Source organism: Streptomyces lacrimifluminis (assembly GCF_014646095.1).
In the GTDB taxonomy this organism is placed as follows: Bacteria; Actinomycetota; Actinomycetes; order Streptomycetales; family Streptomycetaceae; genus Streptomyces; species Streptomyces lacrimifluminis.
Genome location: NZ_BMMU01000030.1, coordinates 67,401 through 87,479, shown reverse-complemented (window position 1 = coordinate 87,479; position 20,079 = coordinate 67,401). Strand labels below are relative to the sequence as shown.

Genomic DNA, 20,079 nt, shown 5'->3' with positions numbered 1-20,079 from the left:
AAAGCCGGTAGGCCGCTGTCCGCGGGGCGCCGTACACTGGGCGCAGCGAGAAGCGTGGATGGGGACGAGTAGCGGCGTACGCAGCCCAGAGCGACCCGGGGACGGTGGAAGCCCGGGGGCGAGCGCGAAGCGAAGATCACCCCGGAGCCGCCGGAAGAAAGCCGCAGTGAGGCGAGCATCACAGCCAAGGCCAGTAGACCCGGCATCGCGACCCCAATGAGGGGGCTCATCGGTGTGCACGACGCACCGGGGAGCCAAGGAGGGTGGTACCGCGGGAGTACGCCGTACACGGCGTCCGGAGAATTCCGGCTCTCGTCCCTCCGACGGAAGGCAGAAAGTCCGCCGGAGGAAGCTCGCTGATGACAACGCCGACGTACCGCCAGGTGCCCGCCCAGGTCGACCTGCCCGCCCTTGAGCACGCTGTGCTCGACTTCTGGCGCGAGCAGAAGATCTTCGCCAAGAGTCTTGAGCAGTCCGAGGGTCGCCCCGAATGGGTGTTCTACGAGGGCCCGCCCACCGCGAACGGCATGCCGGGCGCCCACCACATCGAGGCCCGCGTCTTCAAGGACGTGTTCCCCCGCTTCCGCACCATGCGCGGCTACCACGTGGCCCGCAAGGCCGGCTGGGACTGCCACGGCCTCCCGGTGGAGCTGGCGGTCGAGAAGGAACTCGGCTTCTCCGGCAAGCAGGACATCGAGGCGTACGGCATCGCCGAGTTCAACGCCAAGTGCCGCGAGTCGGTGACCCGCCACACGGACGCCTTCGAGGCGCTCACGACCCGCATGGGGTACTGGACCGACCTCCGGGATCCCTACCGCACGATGGACCCCGAGTACATCGAGTCGGTCTGGTGGTCGCTGAAGGAGATCTACACCAAGGGCCTGCTGACCCAGGACCACCGCGTCGCCCCCTGGTGCCCGCGCTGCGGCACGGGCCTCTCCGACCACGAGCTGGCCCAGGGCTACGAAACGGTCGTCGACCCGTCCGTGTACGTCCGTTTCCCGCTCACCTCCGGTCCGCTGGCCGGCGAGGCCTCACTCGTCGTGTGGACGACGACGCCCTGGACGCTGGTCTCCAACACCGCGGTCGCCGCCCACCCCGACGTGACCTACGTGGTGGCGACGAACGGTGCCGAGAAGCTCGTCGTCGCCGAGCCGCTGCTCACCAAGTCGCTCGGCGAGGAGTGGCAGCCCACCGGCCGGACCTTCACCGGTGCCGAGATGGAGCGCTGGTCCTATCAACGTCCGTTCGAGCTGGTCGAGTTCCCGGACGACGTCCCCACCCACTACGTGGTGAACGCCGACTACGTGACGACCGAGGACGGCACCGGTCTGGTCCACCAGTCCCCCGCCTTCGGTGAGGACGACCTCAAGGTGTGCCGCGCGTACGGCCTGCCGGTCGTGAACCCCGTCCGCCCGGACGGCACCTTCGAGGCGGACGTCCCCCTCGTGGGCGGTGTCTTCTTCAAGAAGGCGGACGAAAAGCTCACCGAGGACCTCCAGCAGCGCGGCCTCCTCTTCAAGCACATCCCGTACGAGCACAGCTACCCGCACTGCTGGCGCTGCCACACTGCGCTCCTCTACTACGCGCAGCCGTCCTGGTACATCCGCACCACGGCCGTCAAGGACCGCCTCCTCCAGGAGAACGAGAAGACCAACTGGTACCCGGAGACGGTCAAGAACGGCCGCTTCGGCGACTGGCTGAACAACAACATCGACTGGGCGCTCTCCCGCAGCCGTTACTGGGGCACCCCGCTCCCGATCTGGCGCTGCGAGGAGGGCCACCTCACGGTCGTCGGCTCCCGCGCGGAGCTGACCGGGCTCACGGGCACCGACCAGTCGGACCTGGACCCGCACCGCCCGTTCATCGACGCGGTCACCTTCGCCTGTCCCCAGGACGACTGCGGCCGGACGGCCACGCGCGTGCCGGAGGTCATCGACGCCTGGTACGACTCGGGTTCGATGCCGTTCGCGCAGTGGGGATACCCGTACAAGAACAAGGAACTGTTCGAGTCCCGCTACCCGGCGCAGTTCATCAGCGAGGCCATCGACCAGACACGCGGCTGGTTCTACACCCTGATGGCGGTCGGCACGCTCGTCTTCGACAAGTCGTCGTACGAGAACGTGGTCTGCCTCGGCCACATCCTCGCCGAGGACGGCCGCAAGATGTCCAAGCACCTGGGCAACACCCTGGAGCCGATCCCCCTGATGGACCGGCACGGCGCGGACGCGGTGCGCTGGTTCATGGCGGCCGGCGGTTCACCGTGGGCGGCCCGCCGCGTCGGCCACGGCACCATCCAGGAGGTCGTCCGCAAGACGCTCCTCACCTACTGGAACACGGTCGCCTTCCAGGCCCTGTACGCGCGCACGTCGAACTGGGCCCCGTCCGCGGCGGACCCGGCCCCGGCCGACCGCCCGGTCCTGGACCGCTGGCTCCTGTCCGAACTCCACGCCCTCACCGACCAGGTGACGCAGGCTCTGGAGGCGTACGACACCCAGCGCGCCGGCAAGCTCCTGTCGGCGTTCGTCGACGACCTGTCCAACTGGTACGTACGCCGGTCCCGGCGCCGCTTCTGGCAGGGTGACAAGGCCGCGCTGCGCACCCTGCACGAGGTCGTCGAGACGGTCACGAAGCTGATGGCCCCGCTGACCCCGTTCATCACCGAGCGGGTCTGGCAGGACCTGGTGGTGCCGGTGACCCCGGGCAGTCCCGAATCCGTCCACCTGACCTCCTGGCCCGAGGCGGACCTGTCCGCGATCGACCCGGAGCTGTCGAAGCAGATGGTGCTCGTACGGCGGCTGGTCGAGCTCGGCCGTGCCACGCGCGCGGAGTCGGGCGTGAAGACGCGTCAGCCGCTGTCCCGCGCGCTGGTCGCGGCGGCCGGCTTCGACACCCTCGACCACGAACTGCACGCGCAGATCACGGAGGAGCTCAACGTCAGCTCCCTCGCGTCCCTCTCCGAAGTGGGCGGCTCGCTGGTCGACACCACCGCCAAGGCCAACTTCCGCGCCCTGGGCAAGCGGTTCGGCAAGCGCGTCCAGGACGTCGCGAAGGCCGTCGCGAACACCGACGCGGCAGCGCTGTCCCTCGCCCTGCGCGCGGGCACCGCAGCGGTGGAGGTCGACGGCGAGACGGTCGCGCTGGCGCCGGACGAGGTCATCATCACGGAGACCCCGCGCGAGGGCTGGTCGGTGGCGTCCGACTCGGGCGCGACGGTCGCCCTCGACCTGGAGATCACCGAGGAGCTGCGTCAGGCGGGCCTCGCCCGGGACGCGATCCGGCTGATCCAGGAGACCCGCAAGAACAGCGGCCTCGACGTGGCCGACCGTATCGCGCTCCGCTGGACGTCCACGGACCCGGCGGTCACCGCGGCCCTGACCGAGCACTCCGGCCTGATCGCCGACGAGGTCCTGGCCACCGACTTCGCGCAGGGTGAGGCGGACGACACCTACGGGGACCCGTTCACGGACGAGGGCCTGTCCCTGACGTTCCGCCTGCGCAAGGCGTAACACCGAGGCACACACAGCACCTACGAGGGCCCGGTCCCGCCAAGCAACTCGGCGGGACCGGGCCCTCGGTGTCACCGGCACGCGAGAGGGCGACGCAAAAGGGCGGGGCCCCGGATGAAAATCCGGGGCCCCGCCCTGAACGCCGCCGACGCCTAAGGCGTACTAGAGGCCGTCAGTTGTCGTCCTCGTCGATCAGGAAGCCGCGCATCGGTGAGGGAGCCTGACCCATCGGAGACGGGCCCTGCGGCCGGACCGGAGCCATGGGCTGGGTCATGGCCGGGGACATCTGCTGCTGGCCGCCGTAGGACTGGGCGCCCGGGCCGGGACCACCCATGCCCTGGTTGCCGCCGTACGACGGGGCGCCGGCACCGGCCGGAGCCATCGAGGGCGCCGGGGACGGCGGCAGGGAGGCCGTGGCCGGAGTACGCGGCGGGGCCAGCGAGTCGTCGGCCTGGGTCTCCAGCTGACGCAGCTGCGACTCCAGGTAGGACTTCAGGCGGGTGCGGTACTCGCGCTCGAAGCCACGCAGATCCTCGACCTTGCGCTCCAGCGTGGCGCGGGCGGACTCCAGGGAGCCCATCGCGACGCGGTGCTTCTCCTGGGCGTCCCGCTCAAGAGCGTCGGCCTTGGCGCGGGCGTCGCGCTCCAGGCCCTCGGCGCGGCTGCGGGCCTCGCCGACGATCTTGTTGGCCTCGGAACGGGCCTCGGCGATCGCCTGGTCGGCGGTCTGCTGGGCCAGCGAGAGAACGCGCGCGGCGCTGTCGCCGCCGGGACCCTGACCGGGGCCGCCCATCGGGCCACCCATGGGACCGCCCATCGGGCCGCCCATCTGCTGCATCTGACCCTGCATCTGCTGACCGGGCATCTGCTGCATCTGGCCGGGCATACCGCCCTGGCCCATCTGACCCTGCATCGGACCCTGACCCATCGGGCCCTGGCCCATCTGACCCTGCATGGGGTTCTGCCCCATGGGGCCCTGACCCATCGGGCCTTGACCCATCGGGCCCTGACCCTGCGGGCCGCCCTGGCCACCCTGACCGGGGGGCAACTGCGGCGCACCGCTGGGCAGCTGGGGCGGGCCGCCCATGGGGCCGCCCATCTGCTGCTGCGGCGGGCCCGATATGCCGGCGGGCACCGGGCCGCCGGGGCCTCGCATGCCCTGCGGCATGCCTTGCTGGGGCATGCCCTGTTGCTGCATACCCTGCTGCTGGTCCTGTTCCGGAGGCTTGCGCATGCCCTGTTGCTGGTTCTGGGCAGCGGCACGCGTGGCAGCGGCCAGCTTGGCGCGCAGATCCTCGTTCTCGCGGAGCAGGCGGGTCAGTTCGGCTTCGACCTCGTCGAGGAAGGCATCGACCTCGTCCTCGTCATAGCCTTCTCGGAGGCGGACGGTTGTGAACTGCTTGTTCCGCACATCCTCGGGGGTCAACGGCATCTCTTCACCTCAACGTAGTCATCGGCAGTCGGCAGGACCGTATCGTCCACAGTCACCTCGCGAGATTGGTCACGACGGTGATCAGGATGTAGACGATGATCATCAGTACGAAGAAGGACAGGTCAAGTGCCACGCCCCCGAGACGCAGCGGCGGAATGACCCGCCGCAGAAGCTTGAGTGGTGGATCAGTGACAGTGTAAGTGGCCTCAAGAACGACCACCATCGCCTTGCCAGGCTGCCACGAGCGGGCGAACTGGAAGACGTAGTCCATGACCAACCGGAAGATCAGCACGATGAGGAAACACATCAGCGTGACGTAGAGCACTTGCAGAACCACGCTCATGATCCGTGCTTCCCTCTCCCCTGTTCGGTACTGCTGTCTGGCCCTGCGTATCAGCTCTGGTTGAAGAACCCGCCCTCCGCGATGCGGGCCTTGTCCTCCGCCGTGACATCGACGTTAGCAGGCGACAACAGGAACACCTTCTGCGTCACCCGCTCGATGCTGCCGTGAAGACCAAACACCAAACCGGCCGCAAAGTCGACAAGTCGCTTCGCATCTGTGTCATCCATCTCAGTGAGATTCATGATCACAGGAGTGCCCTCACGGAAGTGTTCCCCGATGGTACGGGCCTCGTTGTAGGTCCGGGGGTGAAGCGTGGTGATCCGGTAAGGCTCTCGTTCCGACACGACCTTGGGCATGATCACCGGTGCGTTCTTCTCCAGGCTTTGACGTTCTTGTGTGATGGACGCCACGGGCGCGATCCGCGCCGGACGCCCGGTTTCCGCGCCCAGCGAAGCGGAGTGCGGCACCGGATCACGCGGAGCGGACGGCTGCACCACTCGTACCGATTCGTCCCTTTGGGACTGATGTGACTGGTGAGACTGATGCGAACCGTGCGGCTGATGCGAGGGCTCACGCCGCCGCAGGTCGCGCTCGGGTTCCGGGTCGAGTTCGGGCTCGAAGTCGTCATCGGGGTCGAATCCCCGGCCGTCGTACCCATCGTCCTCCACGAGGCCGAGGTAGACCGCCATCTTGCGCATCGCGCCGGCCATGCTCTGAGTCCTCCGCTCTGTGGTGGATCGACTGACGAATGCCAAGTGCCCGCGATCCACGAGGTCGTTATTACCGCCTCTCAGCGGTAATGACCATATTTTCTGCTGTGGTCCGACTTCCTGGCGACGTTACCCGAGCCTGGGACGGACTCCGAGTACCGCACTGCCGACGCGCACATGTGTCGCCCCGGCCGCCACGGCCATTTCGAGGTCCGCACTCATCCCTGCAGACACCATGTTCGCAGCCGGATGCGTGCGGCGCATAGCAGTCGACAAATCCATCAGCCGCTCGAACGCCGCCAGTTCACGTCCGGCGTACGGTCCGGTCAGCGGTGCGACGGTCATCAGCCCGTCGAGCCTGAGCCCCTCGGCCCCGGCAACCAGGTCTGCCAACTCCCCGATTCCGCCCGGCCCCACACCCCCGCGCTCCCCGCGCGCACTCTCCTCCGCGTCCAGCGCGACCTGGATCAGACAGCCCACCTCGCGCCCGGCCCGCACGGCCTCCTTGGACAGCCCCGAGACCAGGCGGTCACGGTCGACGGACTGCACGACGTCGGCGTAACCGACCACGGAACGCACCTTGTTGGTCTGCAACTGGCCCACGAAATGCCAGGTGAGCGCCAGATCCGCGCACGCCTCGGCCTTGGGCGCCGCGTCCTGGTCGCGGTTCTCGGCCACATGACGCACACCGAGCTCCCACAGAATCCGCACATCGCTCGCGGGGTAGGTCTTGGTGACGACGATCAGCGTCACCTCCTCGCGCTTGCGGCCCGCCGCCGAGCAGGCCGTCGCGATACGCCCCTCGACTGCCGCCAGATTCGCGGCGAGTTCTCCCTTACGGTCCGTCATGTCCTATCAGTCCAGCCAGACATAGCCTGCGAGCCGCCCGGTGGTCCGGTCGCGGCGGTACGAGAAATGGTCGGCGGACTCCCGGGTGCACACCGGCGACCGCTGCCGGTCACGCACCCCGAGCCGCTCCAACTGGGCATGCACTCCCGCGACCACGTCGACCGCCGGGGTCCCCCAGCCCGTCTCGGCGTACGCCGCGGGTTCGACGGCGGCGACCTCGGCGCGCATCTCCTCCGGCACCTCGTAGCACCGGCCGCAGACCGCGGGGCCGGTGCGGGCGACGATCCGGGCGGGGTCCGCGCCGAGTGATGCCATGGCGTCCACCGCGGCGGGGACGATCCCGGCGACCATGCCGGGCCGGCCCGCGTGAGCCGCGCCGACCACCCCGGCGACCGGGTCGGCCAGCAGGACCGGGACGCAGTCGGCGGTGAGAACGGCGAGGGCGAGACCCCGGGTGGCGGTCACCAGACCGTCGACGGGCGGGATGTCCCCGGTGGTCCACGGCCCGTCGACCTCGGCGACGTCGTTGCCGTGCACCTGGTTCATCCAGACCACCCGGTCCGGATCGAGACCCAGGGACTTGGCGGCCAGTTCACGGTTCGTGCGGACGGTCTCCGGGTCGTCGCCGACCGCTCCGCCGAGATTGAGCTCCTCGTACGGAACGGCGCTCACCCCGCCCCACCGGTCGGTGAAGGCGAAGTGCGCGCCGCTCGCATCGCTCGTTTCGGAGCGTTGTCCTATCACTTCAGGAAGTCCGGCACGTCCAGCTCCTCGGCCGTGCTGTCCGAGTAGGACCGGGACGGCGGGACCGGCGGCGAGACCGGGATCTCGTTGACCGGCTCCGGGGCGGGTGCCGGGGCCTCCTTCGGCGTGACGCTGCCGAGCGAGCCGAAGGACGGACGGGTCTCGGTCCGTACCGGCGTGGGTTCGTCGCGCTTGGCGCCGGCCGAGCCGAGGATGTTGTCGCGCTTGGCCGGGGGCTGGCCCCCGTCGAAGCCGGCCGCGATGACCGTGACACGGACCTCGTCACCGAGGGCGTCGTCGATGACGGCGCCGAAGATGATGTTGGCCTCGGGGTGCGCGGCCTCGCTGACCAGCTGGGCGGCCTCGTTGATCTCGAACAGGCCGAGGTCGGAACCGCCGGAGATGGAGAGCAGGACGCCCCGGGCGCCGTCGATGGAGGCCTCGAGGAGGGGCGAGGAGATCGCCATCTCCGCCGCCGCCACCGCGCGGTCGTCGCCGCGGGCCGAGCCGATGCCCATGAGGGCCGAACCCGCCTCGGACATCACGGACTTGACGTCCGCGAAGTCGAGGTTGATCAGACCGGGGGTGGTGATCAGGTCGGTGATGCCCTGGACACCGGAGAGCAGGACCTGGTCCGCCGACTTGAAGGCGTCGAGGACCGAGACCTGGCGGTCCGAGATGGACAGGAGCCGGTCGTTGGGGATGACGATGAGGGTGTCGACCTCTTCGCGGAGTTCCGCGATGCCGTCCTCGGCCTGGTTGGCGCGGCGCCGCCCTTCGAAGGTGAAGGGGCGGGTGACCACGCCGATGGTGAGGGCGCCGAGGTTGCGGGCGATGTTGGCCACGACGGGCGCGCCGCCGGTACCGGTGCCGCCACCCTCGCCGGCTGTCACGAAGACCATGTCGGCCCCCTTGAGGACCTCCTCGATCTCCTCGCGGTGGTCCTCTGCCGCCTTGCGGCCGACTGCCGGGTTGGCGCCGGCGCCGAGTCCGCGGGTGAGTTCGCGGCCGACGTCGAGCTTGACGTCGGCGTCGCTCATCAACAGCGCCTGAGCATCGGTGTTGATGGCGATGAACTCGACGCCCTTCAGACCGACCTCGATCATCCGGTTGATGGCATTGACACCACCGCCGCCGACACCGATGACTTTGATGACTGCGAGGTAGTTCTGCGGTGCTGCCACGTCGAAGGCCTCTCGCCTCGAGTTACGTGTCGCCGTTCGCGCTGCGGCGAACGGACAACTCATGCCGAAGTGGGACGGTCCGAACGCCGACCCGAACCCTAACGTTGAAGTTTAGGGTTACCAGTGTGTCTGTTCCTTGGACTCTTCCGAACAGGACACTAAGTCGACAAGTGGCGCACGTTCAACGAACACGCCGAACCTCCCGTTTTTCTTTTCACCCTATGTGATCAGCCATAGCGCTGCCCAACCAGGGTGGTGGCCTGCACGGACGGGCGTCAACTCCCTGATGACGCAGGGGCGGTGGGGACACTCACGTCGAAGTGCCGCGCGCCGGGAGCGGCTTTCATGAGAGCTGTGAGCGCACGGGCTTTCGCGCCACCCTTCTCGCCGCTCCCCCACACGACGGTCCGGCCGTCGCCCAACTCCAGCGAGACGGAGTCGTACGAGCGCACCTCGACGGTCCGGACGGCGCGTGCGACGGCACCCGGCAGATCACCCGCCACCCGCACAGCCTCGCGCACCAGCCGGTCGCTGCCGAAACGGCGCAGACTGGCGGCCTGCGAACCGGTCCGGGACAGCGTCAATTCCAATACGGGTACACCTTTGGGGGCATCTGAAACCGTCGCGAATCGCACGCCTTTCGCATCCACTTCGGCATACTTGCCCCCATTCCCGGTGCTTTCGACAATCAGGACCGGGGTACGTTCGACCACTTTCAGCCCGATTCCGTGCGGCCAGGATCGGGTGACCTCGACCGAGTCAATTCGGGGCAATTTCCGGAGCAGTCGGGACTCAATGGCGTCGGTGTCGACGGAAACGAGGGGTTCCCCGACCGGCACCTCGGCGGCTTCGCGCACCTGTGCCTGCGTCAGAACACCGGCCCCCGACACCGATACGCGCTCCACACGCGTCCACCGGGAGCCGTAGAGCACCCAGAGGACGCCCCCGCCGACGACGAGCAGGGCGAGGGCCAGGATGACGACCGTACGCAGCCTGTGCGGCCTCAGGCGGCTCAGGAGGCCGGGCCGGTGAGGCGGGCCGGAGGTGTCCTGCTGCCGTTCGCCGCGCTCGGCGGTCGTCGCTCCTCCGGCCACGCCCTTCCTGCCTTCCTTCGTCGCCTAGCGGTGGCGCGAGGCGATCGCCTCGTACACCATCCCGACGAGCAGGTCGTCGGCGTCCCGGCGGCCGAACTCACTGGCGGCGCGGGACATCTCGTACAGCCGGTGCGGGTCGGCGAGGACGGGCAGGACGTTCTGCTGCACCCACTGGGGCGTCAGTTCCGCGTCGTCGACCAGCAGCCCGCCGCCGGCCTTGACGACCGGCTGGGCGTTCAGCCGCTGTTCGCCGTTGCCGATGGGCAGCGGGACGTAGGCGGCGGGGAGCCCGACGGCGGAGAGCTCGGCAACGGTCATCGCGCCCGCGCGGCACAGCATCATGTCGGCCGCGGCGTACGCGAGGTCCATCCGGTCCACGTACGGTACCGGGATGTAGGGGGGCATCCCCGGCATCTGGTGCACCTGCGGCAGTTCGTTCTTCGGGCCGACCGCGTGCAGCACCTGGATGCCGGCCTGCTGGAGGTACGGCGCGACCCGCTCGATCACCTCGTTGAGGTGCCGGGCGCCCTGCGAGCCGCCGGAGACCAGCAGCGTCGGCAGGCTCGGGTCGAGCCCGAACGCGGCCCGCGCCTCGGGGCGTACGGCGGCCCGGTCGAGGGTGGCGATGGAGCGGCGCAGCGGGATGCCGATGTAGCGGGCGTCCCGGAGCTTGCTGTCCGGGGTGGAGACGGCGACCTGGGCGGCGTACCGCGAGCCGATCTTGTTGGCGAGGCCGGGGCGGGCGTTGGCCTCGTGGACGACGATCGGCACACCCAGGCGCTTGGCGGCGAGGTAGCCGGGCAGGGCCACATAGCCGCCGAAGCCGACGACCGCGTCGGCCTTGGTGCGCTCCAGGATCTGCTCGGCGGCTTTGATCGTGCCGCGCAGCCGCCCGGGGACGGTGATCAGTTCGGGGGTGGGCTTGCGCGGCAGCGGGACCGCCGGGATCAGCGCCAGGTCATAGCCCCGTTCGGGGACGAGCCGGGTCTCCAGACCGCGTTCCGTGCCCAGGGCCGTGATCCCCACTGTGGGATCGGCCCTGCGCAGGGCGTCCGCGAGGGCGAGCGCGGGCTCGATGTGACCGGCGGTCCCCCCACCGGCGAGTACGACATGCACCGAAATTCACCGCTCTCCGGACGAACGCGCCGCCGAGGCACGCCGTCTCATCGTGTTCCATCTCCGGGGGCTCCGATCGGACACCGGACCCCCGGTTCCCCGCTTTCTACCAAAGCGGGGTTGCCGCAGGGAAAGCGCCGCCCGCGCACCCGGTTCGTCGCGGGCGAAGGCGATCAGCAGTCCGACGGCGAACATGGTCGGCAGCAGGGCGGAGCCCCCGTAGGAGAACAGCGGGAGCGGGACACCGGCGATCGGCAGCAGGCCGAGCACCGCACCGATGTTGATCACTGCCTGAGCGGTGATCCAGGTGGTCACACCTCCCGCGGCGTACCTCACGAAGGGGTCCTCCGTGCGTCCGGCCACGCGGATACCCGCATAGCCTAGGGCCGCGAAGAGGGCGAGCACCGACAGCGTCCCCGCCAGGCCCAGTTCCTCACCGGTGACGGCAAAGATGAAGTCGGTGTGCGCTTCGGGCAGTTGCCCCCATTTTTCCACACTCGCGCCGAGGCCCGAACCGAACAGGCCACCGGAGGCGAGCGCGTAGATCCCGTGCACGGCCTGCCAGCAGGAGTTGGCCCCGGTACCGGGCTCGGTGGCGCCGATGCACTGGAAGCGGGCCATGCGGTTGGGGCTGGTCTTGATGAGGACGAGGCCGATGAACGCGGCGACGGACAGCACGCCCACGAACAGTCGCGTGGGCGCCCCGGCCAGCCACAGCAGCCCGAACAGGATGGCGGTGAGGATGATCGCCGTCCCCATGTCGCCGCCGAGCATGATCAGGCCGAGCAGCATGAACGTCACCGGAACCAGCGGCACCAGCATGTGCTTCCACTGCGTGAGCAGCCGCTTGTCCTCCTTGCGCGCGATCAGGTCGGCGCCCCACAGCACCAGGGCGAGCTTGCCGAACTCGCTCGGCTGGATCTGGAAGGAGCCGCCCAGCGGGATCCAGTTCTGGTTGCCGTTGACCGCCACTCCTATCCCCGGCACCTGCACGAGGATCATCATGAAGACCGAGCCCGCGAGGATCGGGTAGGCGAGGGCCCGGTGCAGCTTCACCGGCATCCGCGAGGCGATCAGCAGCAGGGCGCCGCCGATCATCGCCGCGAGGAACTGTTTGCGGAAGAAGTAGGACCCCGGCAGCGAGTACTGGAGCGCTTTGATCTGCGAGGCCGAGTAGACCATCACCAGCCCGAGCACCGTGATCAGCAGGGAGCCGCCGAGGATCACGTAGTACGCGGTCAGCGGCCGGTCCCAGGCCCGCTGCACACGCCTGTGGAAGCGGCGTACGGCGTTGTCGCGGAGCGGTCGCGGAGCGGCGGGCCGACGAACCCGCACCCGCCCCTGAACGGGCGCCTGCCTGGTACGACTACTGGCCATCAGAGCCTCCCCGCGCCCCTTCAGGGGCGCGGGGAACTGCGCGACCAGCCCCCACGGGCCCGCAGCAAACGACCCACCGACAGTTCCCGAGCCACATCCCAGTCACGCGTCCCTCCAGGCACCGCGGCCGAAGACCGACCGTCAGGTCCCCGCACCGAGTTCGCGAACGGCCTGCGCGAACGCGTCACCGCGCTTGTTGTAGTTGGCGAACATGTCCATGGAGGCACAGGCCGGTGCCAGCAGCACCGTGTCGCCCGCCTCGGCCAGCCGCCGGGCCTCCTGGACAGCCGCGAGCATTGCCCCAGTGTCTGTCCGGTCGAGGTCGACGACCGGTACTTCCGGGGCGTGTCGCGCGAGGGCTTCGCCGATCTGCGCGCGGTCGGCGCCGATCAGCACCACGCCGCGAAGCCGCTTTGCCGACGTGGCGACCAGTTCGTCGAAGGTCGCGCCCTTGGCGAGCCCGCCGGCGATCCACACGATCGACTCGTACGCCGCCAGGGAAGCCTCGGCCGCGTGGGTGTTGGTCGCCTTGGAGTCGTCGACGTAGGCGATGCCGTCCACGTCGGCCACGTGCGCGATGCGGTGCGCGTCCGGGGTGAAGGCCCGAAGGCCGTCCCGGACGGCCTTCGCGGGCACCCCGAAGGCGCGGGCGAGCGCAGCCGCGGCAAGGGCGTTGGCGATGTTGTGCGGAGCGGGCGGGTTGACGTCCGCGACCTCGGCCAGCTCCTGGGCGTTCCGCTGCCGGTTCTCGACGAAGGCGCGGTCGACCAGGATGCCCTCCACGACGCCGAGTTGGGACGGGCCGGGGGCACCGAGCGTGAACCCGACGGCCCGGCAGCCCTCCTCGACGTCCGCCCCGCGCACCAGGTCCTCGGTGGCCCGGTCGGCCACGTTGTAGACACAGGCGACCCGATTGCCCTCGTAGATGCGGCCCTTGTCGGCGGCGTACGCCTCCATGGAGCCGTGCCAGTCGAGGTGGTCGGGGGCGAGGTTGAGGACGGCGGCCGAGTGGGCGCGCAGGGAGGGCGCCCAGTGGAGCTGGTAGCTGGAGAGTTCGACGGCGAGGACGTCATAGGTCTCCTCGCCGAGGACCACGTCGATGATCGGCGTGCCGATATTGCCGACGGCGGCCGTACGCAGGCCCGCCGCGCGCAGGATCGAGGCGAGCATCTGGGTGGTGGTCGTCTTGCCGTTGGTGCCGGTGATCGCCAGCCAGGGCGCGGCATCCGGGCCGCGCAGCCGCCAGGCGATCTCCACGTCACCGACGACGCCCACGCCCGCCTCGGCCGCCGCCGCGAAGAGCGGTGAACTCGGCTTCCAGCCGGGCGAGGTGACGACGAGTCCGGTGCCCTCGGGCAGCGTCTCCGCGTCCCCGAGGCGTACCTCGATGCCCTCCAGGGCCGCAGCGCGCTCCCGGTGGGCCTCGGAGTCCCCACCGTCCACGACGGTGACCAGGGCGCCGAGGGCGGTCAGGGCGCGGGCGGCGCTGATGCCGCTCACCCCGAGACCCGCGACGGTGACCCGCATGCCCGCCCAGTCGCCGCCCTGACCCGACGTCACTTGTCGGCCGCCCATCCCGCGTAGAAGATGCCCAGTCCGACGATCACGCAGATGCCCTGGATGATCCAGAAGCGGACCACGACAAGGACTTCGGACCACCCCTTGAGTTCGAAATGGTGCTGGAGCGGGGCCATTCGGAACACGCGCTTGCCGGTCATGCGGAACGAGCCGACCTGGATGACCACCGACATGGTGATCAGGACGAACAGGCCACCGAGGAGGGCCAGCAGCAGTTCCGTACGGGAGCAGATCGCGAGGCCGGCGAGCGCGCCGCCCAGGGCCAGTGAACCGGTGTCGCCCATGAAGATCTTGGCGGGCGACGTGTTCCACCACAGGAAGCCGAGACAGGAGCCCATCAGCGCCGAGGCGACGACGGCGAGGTCCAGTGGATCTCGTACCTCGTAGCAGGCGGACGGGTTGGTCAGGGTCTGCGCGTTGGCGCAGGCCTCCTGGAACTGCCAGACGCCGATGAACGTGTACGCGCCGAAGACGAGGACGGAGGCGCCGGTGGCGAGGCCGTCCAGACCGTCCGTCAGGTTCACTCCGTTCGACATCGCCAGGATCATGAAGAGCGCCCAGACGACGAACAGCACCGGGCCGATCGTCCAGCCGAAGTCCTGGACGAAGGAGAGCTTCGTCGAGGCCGGCGTGTTGCCGCGGTTGTCCGCGAACTGGAGCGAGAGCACCGCGAAGGCGATACCCACGGTCAGCTGGCCGGCCATCTTCGCCTTGGCCCGCAGACCGAGCGAGCGCCGCTTGACGATCTTGATGTAGTCGTCCAGGAAGCCGACCAGGCCCATGCCGCCCATCAGACCGAGCACCAGCAGCCCGGAGAAGGTCGGCGGCTTGCCGGTGATCACCTTGGACAGGAAGTACGCGGCGAACGTCGCCATGATGAAGGCGATACCGCCCATGGTCGGCGTACCGCGCTTGGCATGGTGCTCACGCGGGCCGTCGTCACGGATGTACTGGCCGTAGCCCTTCCGTGCCAGCAGCTTGATCAGCAGCGGAGTGCCGACCAGCGTCAGGAACATACCGATGACGCCCGCGAACAGGATCTGGTTCATCATCGGGCGGAAACCTCACCCTCGGCAGCGCCGGGGAGCAGCGCCTGCGCCACCCGTTCGAGCCCGACCGACCGGGACGCCTTCACGAGCACGACATCCCCCGGGCGCAGCTCGCTGCGCAACAGGTCGACAGCCGCCTGTGTGTCGGACACGTGCACCGACTCCTCACCCCACGAACCCTCGTTATATGCGCCCAGTTGGAGCCAGGACGCTTCCCTGCCCCCGACCGCGACGAGCTTGCCGACATTGAGCCGGACGGCCAGCCGTCCGACCGCGTCGTGCTCGGCGAGCGCCTCGTCCCCGAGCTCGGCCATCTTGCCGAGCACCGCCCACGTACGGCGTCCCCTGCCCATGGCCGCGAGCGCGCGCAAAGCCGCTCGCATGGACTCGGGGTTCGCGTTGTAGGCGTCGTTGACGATCGTCACGCCGTCCGGGCGCTCGGTGACCTCCATCCGCCAGCGGGAGAGGGAGCCCGCCTCGGAGAGCGCGGTGGCGATCTCGTCTGCGGACATGCCCAGCTCATGGGCGACGGCGGCGGCGGCGAGCGCGTTCGACACGTGATGCTCACCGTACAGGCGCATGGTCACGTCGCTTGCACCGGAGGGTGTGTGGAGCCTGAAGGCGGGCTGTCCCCTGTCCGTGAGTCGTACGTTCTCGGCGCGTACGTCCGCTTCGCCGGACTCTCCGAAGAAGATCACCTTCGCCCCTGTTCGAGCCGCCATGGCCCGTACGAGAGGATCGTCGGCATTGAGGATCGCGGCGCCGCCGTCGGCCTCGGAGGGCAGCGCCTCGACGAGTTCGCCCTTCGCCTGTGCGATCTGCTCGCGTCCGCCGAACTCGCCGATGTGGGCGGTGCCGACGTTGATGACGAGGCCGATCTGCGGGGGCGTCAGTTCCGTCAGATAGCGGATGTGACCGATTCCGCGGGCGCCCATCTCCAGGACCAGGAACCTGGTCTCCTCGGTGGCGCTCAGCGCGGTCAGGGGCAGCCCGATCTCGTTGTTGAGGGAGCCGGGCGTGAAGACCGTCGGCGCCTTGTGCCGGAGCACCTGGGCGATCAGGTCCTTGGTGCTGGTCTTGCCCGCGGAGCCGGTGAGGGCCACGAGGGTCGCGCCGAGCTTCTGGACCACGTGCCGCGCGAGGGCGCCCAGCGCCCGCTGGACGTCGTCCACGACGACCGCGGGCACACCGACCGGCCGGGAGGCCAGTACGGCGACCGCGCCCGCCTCGACGACCGCCGCCGCGAAGTCGTGGCCGTCCACGTGCTCGCCGGCGAAGGCGACGAAGAGGCTGCCGGGCTCCACCTCACGGGAGTCCCTGACGACCTGTCCGGTGACCTGGACCGACGGATCCGGTATGTCGTACGTCTGCCCGCCGACGACTTCAGCGATCTCGGCGAGAGAGAGGGCGATCACAAGTTCATCCCTGGGTCTTCTGGATAGCTTCGCGAAGCACCTGGCGGTCGTCGAACGGACGGACCACCCCGGCGATGTCCTGGCCCTGCTCGTGGCCCTTGCCCGCGACCAGCACGGTGTCCCCGGGCCGCGCGCGGGCCACGGCGGCGGCGATGGCCGCGGCCCGGTCCTCGAACACCTGGACCTCGCCGCGCTCGTGGGCCGGCACGGAGGCCGCGCCTTCGAGCATGGCCGCGAGGATCGCGAGGGGGTCCTCGGAACGGGGGTTGTCGGAGGTCAGTACGGCGGTGTCGGCGAGCCGGGCCGCGGCGGCGCCCATGGGCGCGCGCTTGGTCGTGTCCCGGTCCCCGCCGCAGCCGAGCACCACGTGCAGACTGCCCTCGGTGACCTTGCGCAGCGCGCGCAGCACCGATTCGACGGCGTCCGTCTTGTGCGCGTAGTCGACGACCGCGAGATACGGCTGCCCCTCGTCCACCCGCTCAAGGCGCCCGGGCACTCCCGGTACGGCGGCGATGCCGTCGGCGGCGGTCTGCGGATCGAACCCGGCCTCGGCGAGAGCGACGATCGCGGCGAGCGTGTTGGCGACGTTGAAGGTGCCCGCGAGCGGCGACCTGGCACTGATCCGCTGGTCCTTGGGGCCGACCACCGTGAACGTCGAGTCCATCGGGCCGACCTGGACGTTCTCGGCGCGCCAGTCGGCGTCCGGGTGGCCCTCGGCGGAGAAGGTGACAACCGGGACGGTGGCCTCCCGGGCGAGCCGCCGGCCGTAGGCGTCGTCGCGGTTGACGACCCCGAGTTTGCTGCGTTCGGGAGTGAACAGCCGCGCCTTGGCCTGGAAGTAGTCCTCCATGCCCGAGTGGAACTCCATGTGTTCCGGGCTGAGGTTGTTGAAGACGGCGATGTCGAAGACGCAGCCGTCGACCCGGCCGAGGACCAGCGCGTGGCTGGAGACCTCCATGGCGACCGCTTCGACCCCGCGCTCGCGCATCACCGCGAACAGGGCCTGGAGGTCGGTGGCCTCGGGCGTGGTGCGTTCGGACTTGATGCGCTCGTCGCCGATGCGCGTCTCGACCGTGCCGATCAGACCGGTGGCCCGCTCCGCCCTGAGACCGCCCTCGACGAGGTACGCGGTGGTGGTCTTGCCGGAGGTGCCGGTGATGCCGATCTGGAGCAGGTCGCGCCCCGGACGGCCGTAGATCGTGGCCGCCAGTTCGCCCATCCGCGCGCGCGGGTCGTCGGCCACCAGCACCGGGAGCCCGGTGGCGGCGGCGCGTGCGGCGCCGGTCGGGTCGGTCAGCACGGCGGCGGCGCCGAGGCCGGCGGCCTGCGTCACGAAGTCGGCGCCGTGCAGCCGGGCCCCGGGGAGGGCGGCGTACAGGTCGCCGGGGCGGACGGCGCGCGAGTCGTGGGTGATGCCCGTGACCGCGACGATCCCGTCCTGTTCTGCGGCCTGCGGGGCCGGGGGCTGTGGGGCACCCAGCTGGCCGACCAGTTCCGCGAGGGGTGTGGCGGAGACGTGAACCGGCCTCGGCGGTCCCGGATATGTCACAGGAACGCCCTTCTGGGTGGTTTGGTACTGATCGGCGTTTGGCACGGCGGTGAGCGTACCGGGCGCACCCCCGGACGAGCGAAGTGAGGGCGCGGCCGGGGCGTGCGCCGGGGCGCTGTGCCCCGGGTCGGGAGAGATCGTGTTCACGAGCTGTTTCCTGGCTGGTTTCCGTGCTGATCAGGGTGTGAAGGCCACGGGGAGATTCGCGGCCTTGGCCCCGGTGGGCGGCACCTGAAGGGTCTTCAGGGCGAACTCCATGACCTCCTTGTAGATGGGGCCACAGATCTGACCTCCGAAGTAACTGCCCGTGGTGGCGTTCTGGATGGCGCAGTAGACGGTGATGCGAGGGCTGTCGGCGGGTGCGAACCCGGCGAACGACGACGTGTAGCCGTGGTAGCGGCCGGTGGCCGGATCCACGCGGTTGGCCGTACCCGTCTTGCCCGCCACCCGGTAGCCGGGAATGCGCGCCTTGGTGCCGGTGCCCTCCTCGTCGTCCACGACGGACTCCAGCATCCTGGCGAGGGTCTTCGCCGTCTTCGCACTGACGACCCGGGTCTTCTTCGGTTCGGCGGCCGGGGTGAACCGGCCGTCGGCGCCCTTGGTGCCCCGGATCAGGGTGGGCTCCACGCGGACGCCGCCGTTGGCGATCGTCGAGTAGACGGAGGCCGCCTGGAGCGCGTTGAGGGACACCCCCTGGCCGAAGGGGATCGTGAACTGCTGGGAGGTCGACCACTGGTCGGGCGGCGCGAGGATGCCCTTGGTCTCGCCGGGGAAGCCGAGCCCGGTGTAGCTGCCGAGGCCGAACTTGCGCAGGTAGGAGTAGAGGACCTGGTTGGACTGCGCCTGCGTCTTGCCGAGCTGACCGGTGGCCAGGATGGTGCCGATGTTGCTGGACTTGGCGAGCACGCCGTTGAGGGTGAGGTACCAGGTCGGGTGGTCGATGTCGTCCTTGAAGAGCCGGTCTCCCCGGTGCAGCCGGTTGGGTACGACGACATGCGTCGCGGGCGTGGCCACGTTCTCCTCCAGGACGGCGGCCATCGACATGACCTTGGCCGTGGAGCCGGGCTCGTAGGCGTCCTGGAGGGCCGCGTTGCCCAGCGCGTCCGGGTTCGCCCTCGTGAGGTCGTTGGGGTCGAAGCCGGGCGAGTTGGCCATGGCGAGGATCTGGCCGGTCCGGGTGTCCTGCACTATCACGTACCCGCGGTCCGCCTTCGACTTCTTCACCTGCTCGGTGATGGCGTTCTGCGCGGCCCACTGGATGTCACGGTCGATGGTCAGTTCGACGTCGGCACCGGGCACCGCGGGCTTCTCGGTGGAGTCGGCCGTGGGCACCTGCCGTCCCCCCGACTGGGCGTACCGGATCTCGCCGTCCTGCCCGGCCAGTTCGCCGTTCAGCTGCTGTTCGAGACCGCCGCCGCCCTTGCCGTCCGCACTGACCCAGCCCAGCAGTCCGGCGGCGAGTCCGCCGTTCGGATAGACGCGCTTGCTCGCGGGGACGGCCAGCACACCGGCGAGGACGTTGACGGTGTCCGGGTCGGTTTCGGACTTGGCGGCCAGGGTGGACTTCAGGTCCTTGATCTGCGTCCACACCTGGGGGGTCCGGCGGTGGGCGAGCAGCGTGTAGCGCGTGTCCGGCGTCTTCAGCTTCTCGGCGATGCTCTCCGCTTCCTGCCCGAGGATCGGCGCGAGGAGGGCGGCGGCCTGCTCGGGGGCGTCGCCCAGTTTCGTGCTCTTCGGCGTGAACATCGACGGGTCGGCGGTGATGTCGTACGCGTCCACGCTGGTCGCCAGTTCGACGCCGTTGCGGTCGGTGATCTCACCGCGTTCGGCGGCCAGGGTGCGGCCGACGTACCGGTTCTGCTCGGCCTTGGCGGCGTACTCGCGCGCGTCGACGGCCTGCACCTGGAGCAGCCGTACGACGAAGGCGATCAGCACCAGGGCCAGCGCGAGGCTGACCATGCGCAGCCGGGGCCGGGGGCTGCCGAGCCGGATGACCTTGGGCCCGGTGGGGCGCCCGGGGGCGGGGCGGCGGGCGGGGCGGGCGCCGGGACCCGGACGCCGGGCGGCACCGGGGCGGGCGGACCTGGCCGGGGCGGGCACGCGACGGCGCGGCAGTTCCCTGTCGGACAC

15 protein-coding genes are annotated in these 20,079 nt (G+C 69.8%); 1 reads left to right on the top strand and 14 read right to left on the bottom strand.

The window, feature by feature from the left end:
* The first annotated feature begins 359 nt into the window (after positions 1-359).
* Positions 360-3,509, top strand: coding sequence for an isoleucine--tRNA ligase (ileS, locus tag IEY89_RS32665; RefSeq protein WP_189151142.1), 3,150 nt, complete (start codon positions 360-362; stop codon positions 3,507-3,509).
* Positions 3,510-3,681: 172 nt separating this feature from the next.
* Here the strand turns inward: ileS and IEY89_RS32660 are convergent, their stop codons facing one another.
* The 14 genes from IEY89_RS32660 to IEY89_RS32595 form a co-directional block, all read right to left on the bottom strand.
* On the bottom strand, positions 3,682-4,941 hold the full coding sequence (locus IEY89_RS32660; RefSeq protein WP_189151141.1) for a DivIVA domain-containing protein: 1,260 nt from the start codon (positions 4,939-4,941) through the stop codon (positions 3,682-3,684).
* Positions 4,942-4,993: 52 nt separating this feature from the next.
* Complete coding sequence (locus tag IEY89_RS32655; RefSeq protein WP_189151140.1) at positions 4,994-5,284, bottom strand: YggT family protein; 291 nt, start codon at positions 5,282-5,284, stop codon at positions 4,994-4,996.
* A 50-nt stretch (positions 5,285-5,334) separates the two neighbouring features.
* Positions 5,335-5,994 carry a cell division protein SepF gene (locus IEY89_RS32650; RefSeq protein ID WP_189151139.1) on the bottom strand — a complete coding sequence of 220 codons (660 nt, stop codon included), beginning with the start codon at positions 5,992-5,994 and terminating at the stop codon, positions 5,335-5,337.
* Positions 5,995-6,123: 129 nt separating this feature from the next.
* Positions 6,124-6,843: a YggS family pyridoxal phosphate-dependent enzyme gene (locus tag IEY89_RS32645; RefSeq protein WP_189151138.1), complete on the bottom strand. Its 720-nt coding sequence runs from the start codon at positions 6,841-6,843 to the stop codon at positions 6,124-6,126.
* Positions 6,844-6,849: 6 nt separating this feature from the next.
* Entirely contained in the window at positions 6,850-7,587 is a 738-nt protein-coding gene (pgeF, locus tag IEY89_RS32640; protein WP_189151137.1) for a peptidoglycan editing factor PgeF, read from the bottom strand.
* Positions 7,584-8,771 (bottom strand): cell division protein FtsZ, encoded by a 1,188-nt coding sequence (gene ftsZ / locus IEY89_RS32635; protein ID WP_189151136.1) that lies wholly within the window; start codon positions 8,769-8,771, stop codon positions 7,584-7,586. Before ftsZ ends, pgeF begins: the two co-directional genes overlap by 4 nt.
* Positions 8,772-9,046: 275 nt before the next feature.
* A complete protein-coding gene (locus tag IEY89_RS32630) occupies positions 9,047-9,865 on the bottom strand; it encodes a cell division protein FtsQ/DivIB (protein ID WP_189151135.1) in 819 nt (272 codons plus the stop codon).
* Between the two features lie 24 nt (positions 9,866-9,889).
* Entirely contained in the window at positions 9,890-10,981 is a 1,092-nt protein-coding gene (gene murG, locus IEY89_RS32625) for an undecaprenyldiphospho-muramoylpentapeptide beta-N-acetylglucosaminyltransferase (protein WP_189151134.1), read from the bottom strand.
* A 6-nt stretch (positions 10,982-10,987) separates the two neighbouring features.
* Entirely contained in the window at positions 10,988-12,358 is a 1,371-nt protein-coding gene (gene ftsW / locus IEY89_RS32620) for a putative lipid II flippase FtsW (RefSeq protein WP_189151133.1), read from the bottom strand.
* A gap of 141 nt (positions 12,359-12,499) precedes the next feature.
* A complete protein-coding gene (gene murD / locus IEY89_RS32615; RefSeq protein WP_373287320.1) occupies positions 12,500-13,933 on the bottom strand; it encodes a UDP-N-acetylmuramoyl-L-alanine--D-glutamate ligase in 1,434 nt (477 codons plus the stop codon).
* The gene (gene mraY, locus IEY89_RS32610) at positions 13,915-14,988 is read right to left on the bottom strand and encodes a phospho-N-acetylmuramoyl-pentapeptide-transferase (RefSeq protein ID WP_189151132.1); all 1,074 of its coding nucleotides are present in this window, start codon (positions 14,986-14,988) and stop codon (positions 13,915-13,917) included. Before mraY ends, murD begins: the two co-directional genes overlap by 19 nt.
* A complete protein-coding gene (locus IEY89_RS32605) occupies positions 14,985-16,400 on the bottom strand; it encodes a UDP-N-acetylmuramoyl-tripeptide--D-alanyl-D-alanine ligase (protein ID WP_189151131.1) in 1,416 nt (471 codons plus the stop codon). Before IEY89_RS32605 ends, mraY begins: the two co-directional genes overlap by 4 nt.
* Positions 16,401-16,404: 4 nt before the next feature.
* On the bottom strand, positions 16,405-17,949 hold the full coding sequence (locus IEY89_RS32600) for a UDP-N-acetylmuramoyl-L-alanyl-D-glutamate--2,6-diaminopimelate ligase (protein ID WP_189151156.1): 1,545 nt from the start codon (positions 17,947-17,949) through the stop codon (positions 16,405-16,407).
* A 177-nt stretch (positions 17,950-18,126) separates the two neighbouring features.
* Complete coding sequence (locus tag IEY89_RS32595; protein ID WP_308437469.1) at positions 18,127-20,079, bottom strand: peptidoglycan D,D-transpeptidase FtsI family protein; 1,953 nt, start codon at positions 20,077-20,079, stop codon at positions 18,127-18,129.

Excerpts from the sequence above, each read along its gene's own strand:
- ileS (WP_189151142.1), top strand. The coding sequence starts at position 360 with ATGACAACGCCGACGTACCGCCAGGTGCCCGCCCAGGTCGACCTGCCC.
- IEY89_RS32660 (WP_189151141.1), bottom strand. The coding sequence starts at position 4,941 with ATGCCGTTGACCCCCGAGGATGTGCGGAACAAGCAGTTCACAACCGTC.
- IEY89_RS32655 (WP_189151140.1), bottom strand. The coding sequence starts at position 5,284 with ATGAGCGTGGTTCTGCAAGTGCTCTACGTCACGCTGATGTGTTTCCTC.
- IEY89_RS32650 (WP_189151139.1), bottom strand. The coding sequence starts at position 5,994 with ATGGCCGGCGCGATGCGCAAGATGGCGGTCTACCTCGGCCTCGTGGAG.
- IEY89_RS32645 (WP_189151138.1), bottom strand. The coding sequence starts at position 6,843 with ATGACGGACCGTAAGGGAGAACTCGCCGCGAATCTGGCGGCAGTCGAG.
- ftsW (WP_189151133.1), bottom strand. The coding sequence starts at position 12,358 with ATGGCCAGTAGTCGTACCAGGCAGGCGCCCGTTCAGGGGCGGGTGCGG.
- murD (WP_373287320.1), bottom strand. The coding sequence starts at position 13,933 with ATGGGCGGCCGACAAGTGACGTCGGGTCAGGGCGGCGACTGGGCGGGC.
- mraY (WP_189151132.1), bottom strand. The coding sequence starts at position 14,988 with ATGATGAACCAGATCCTGTTCGCGGGCGTCATCGGTATGTTCCTGACG.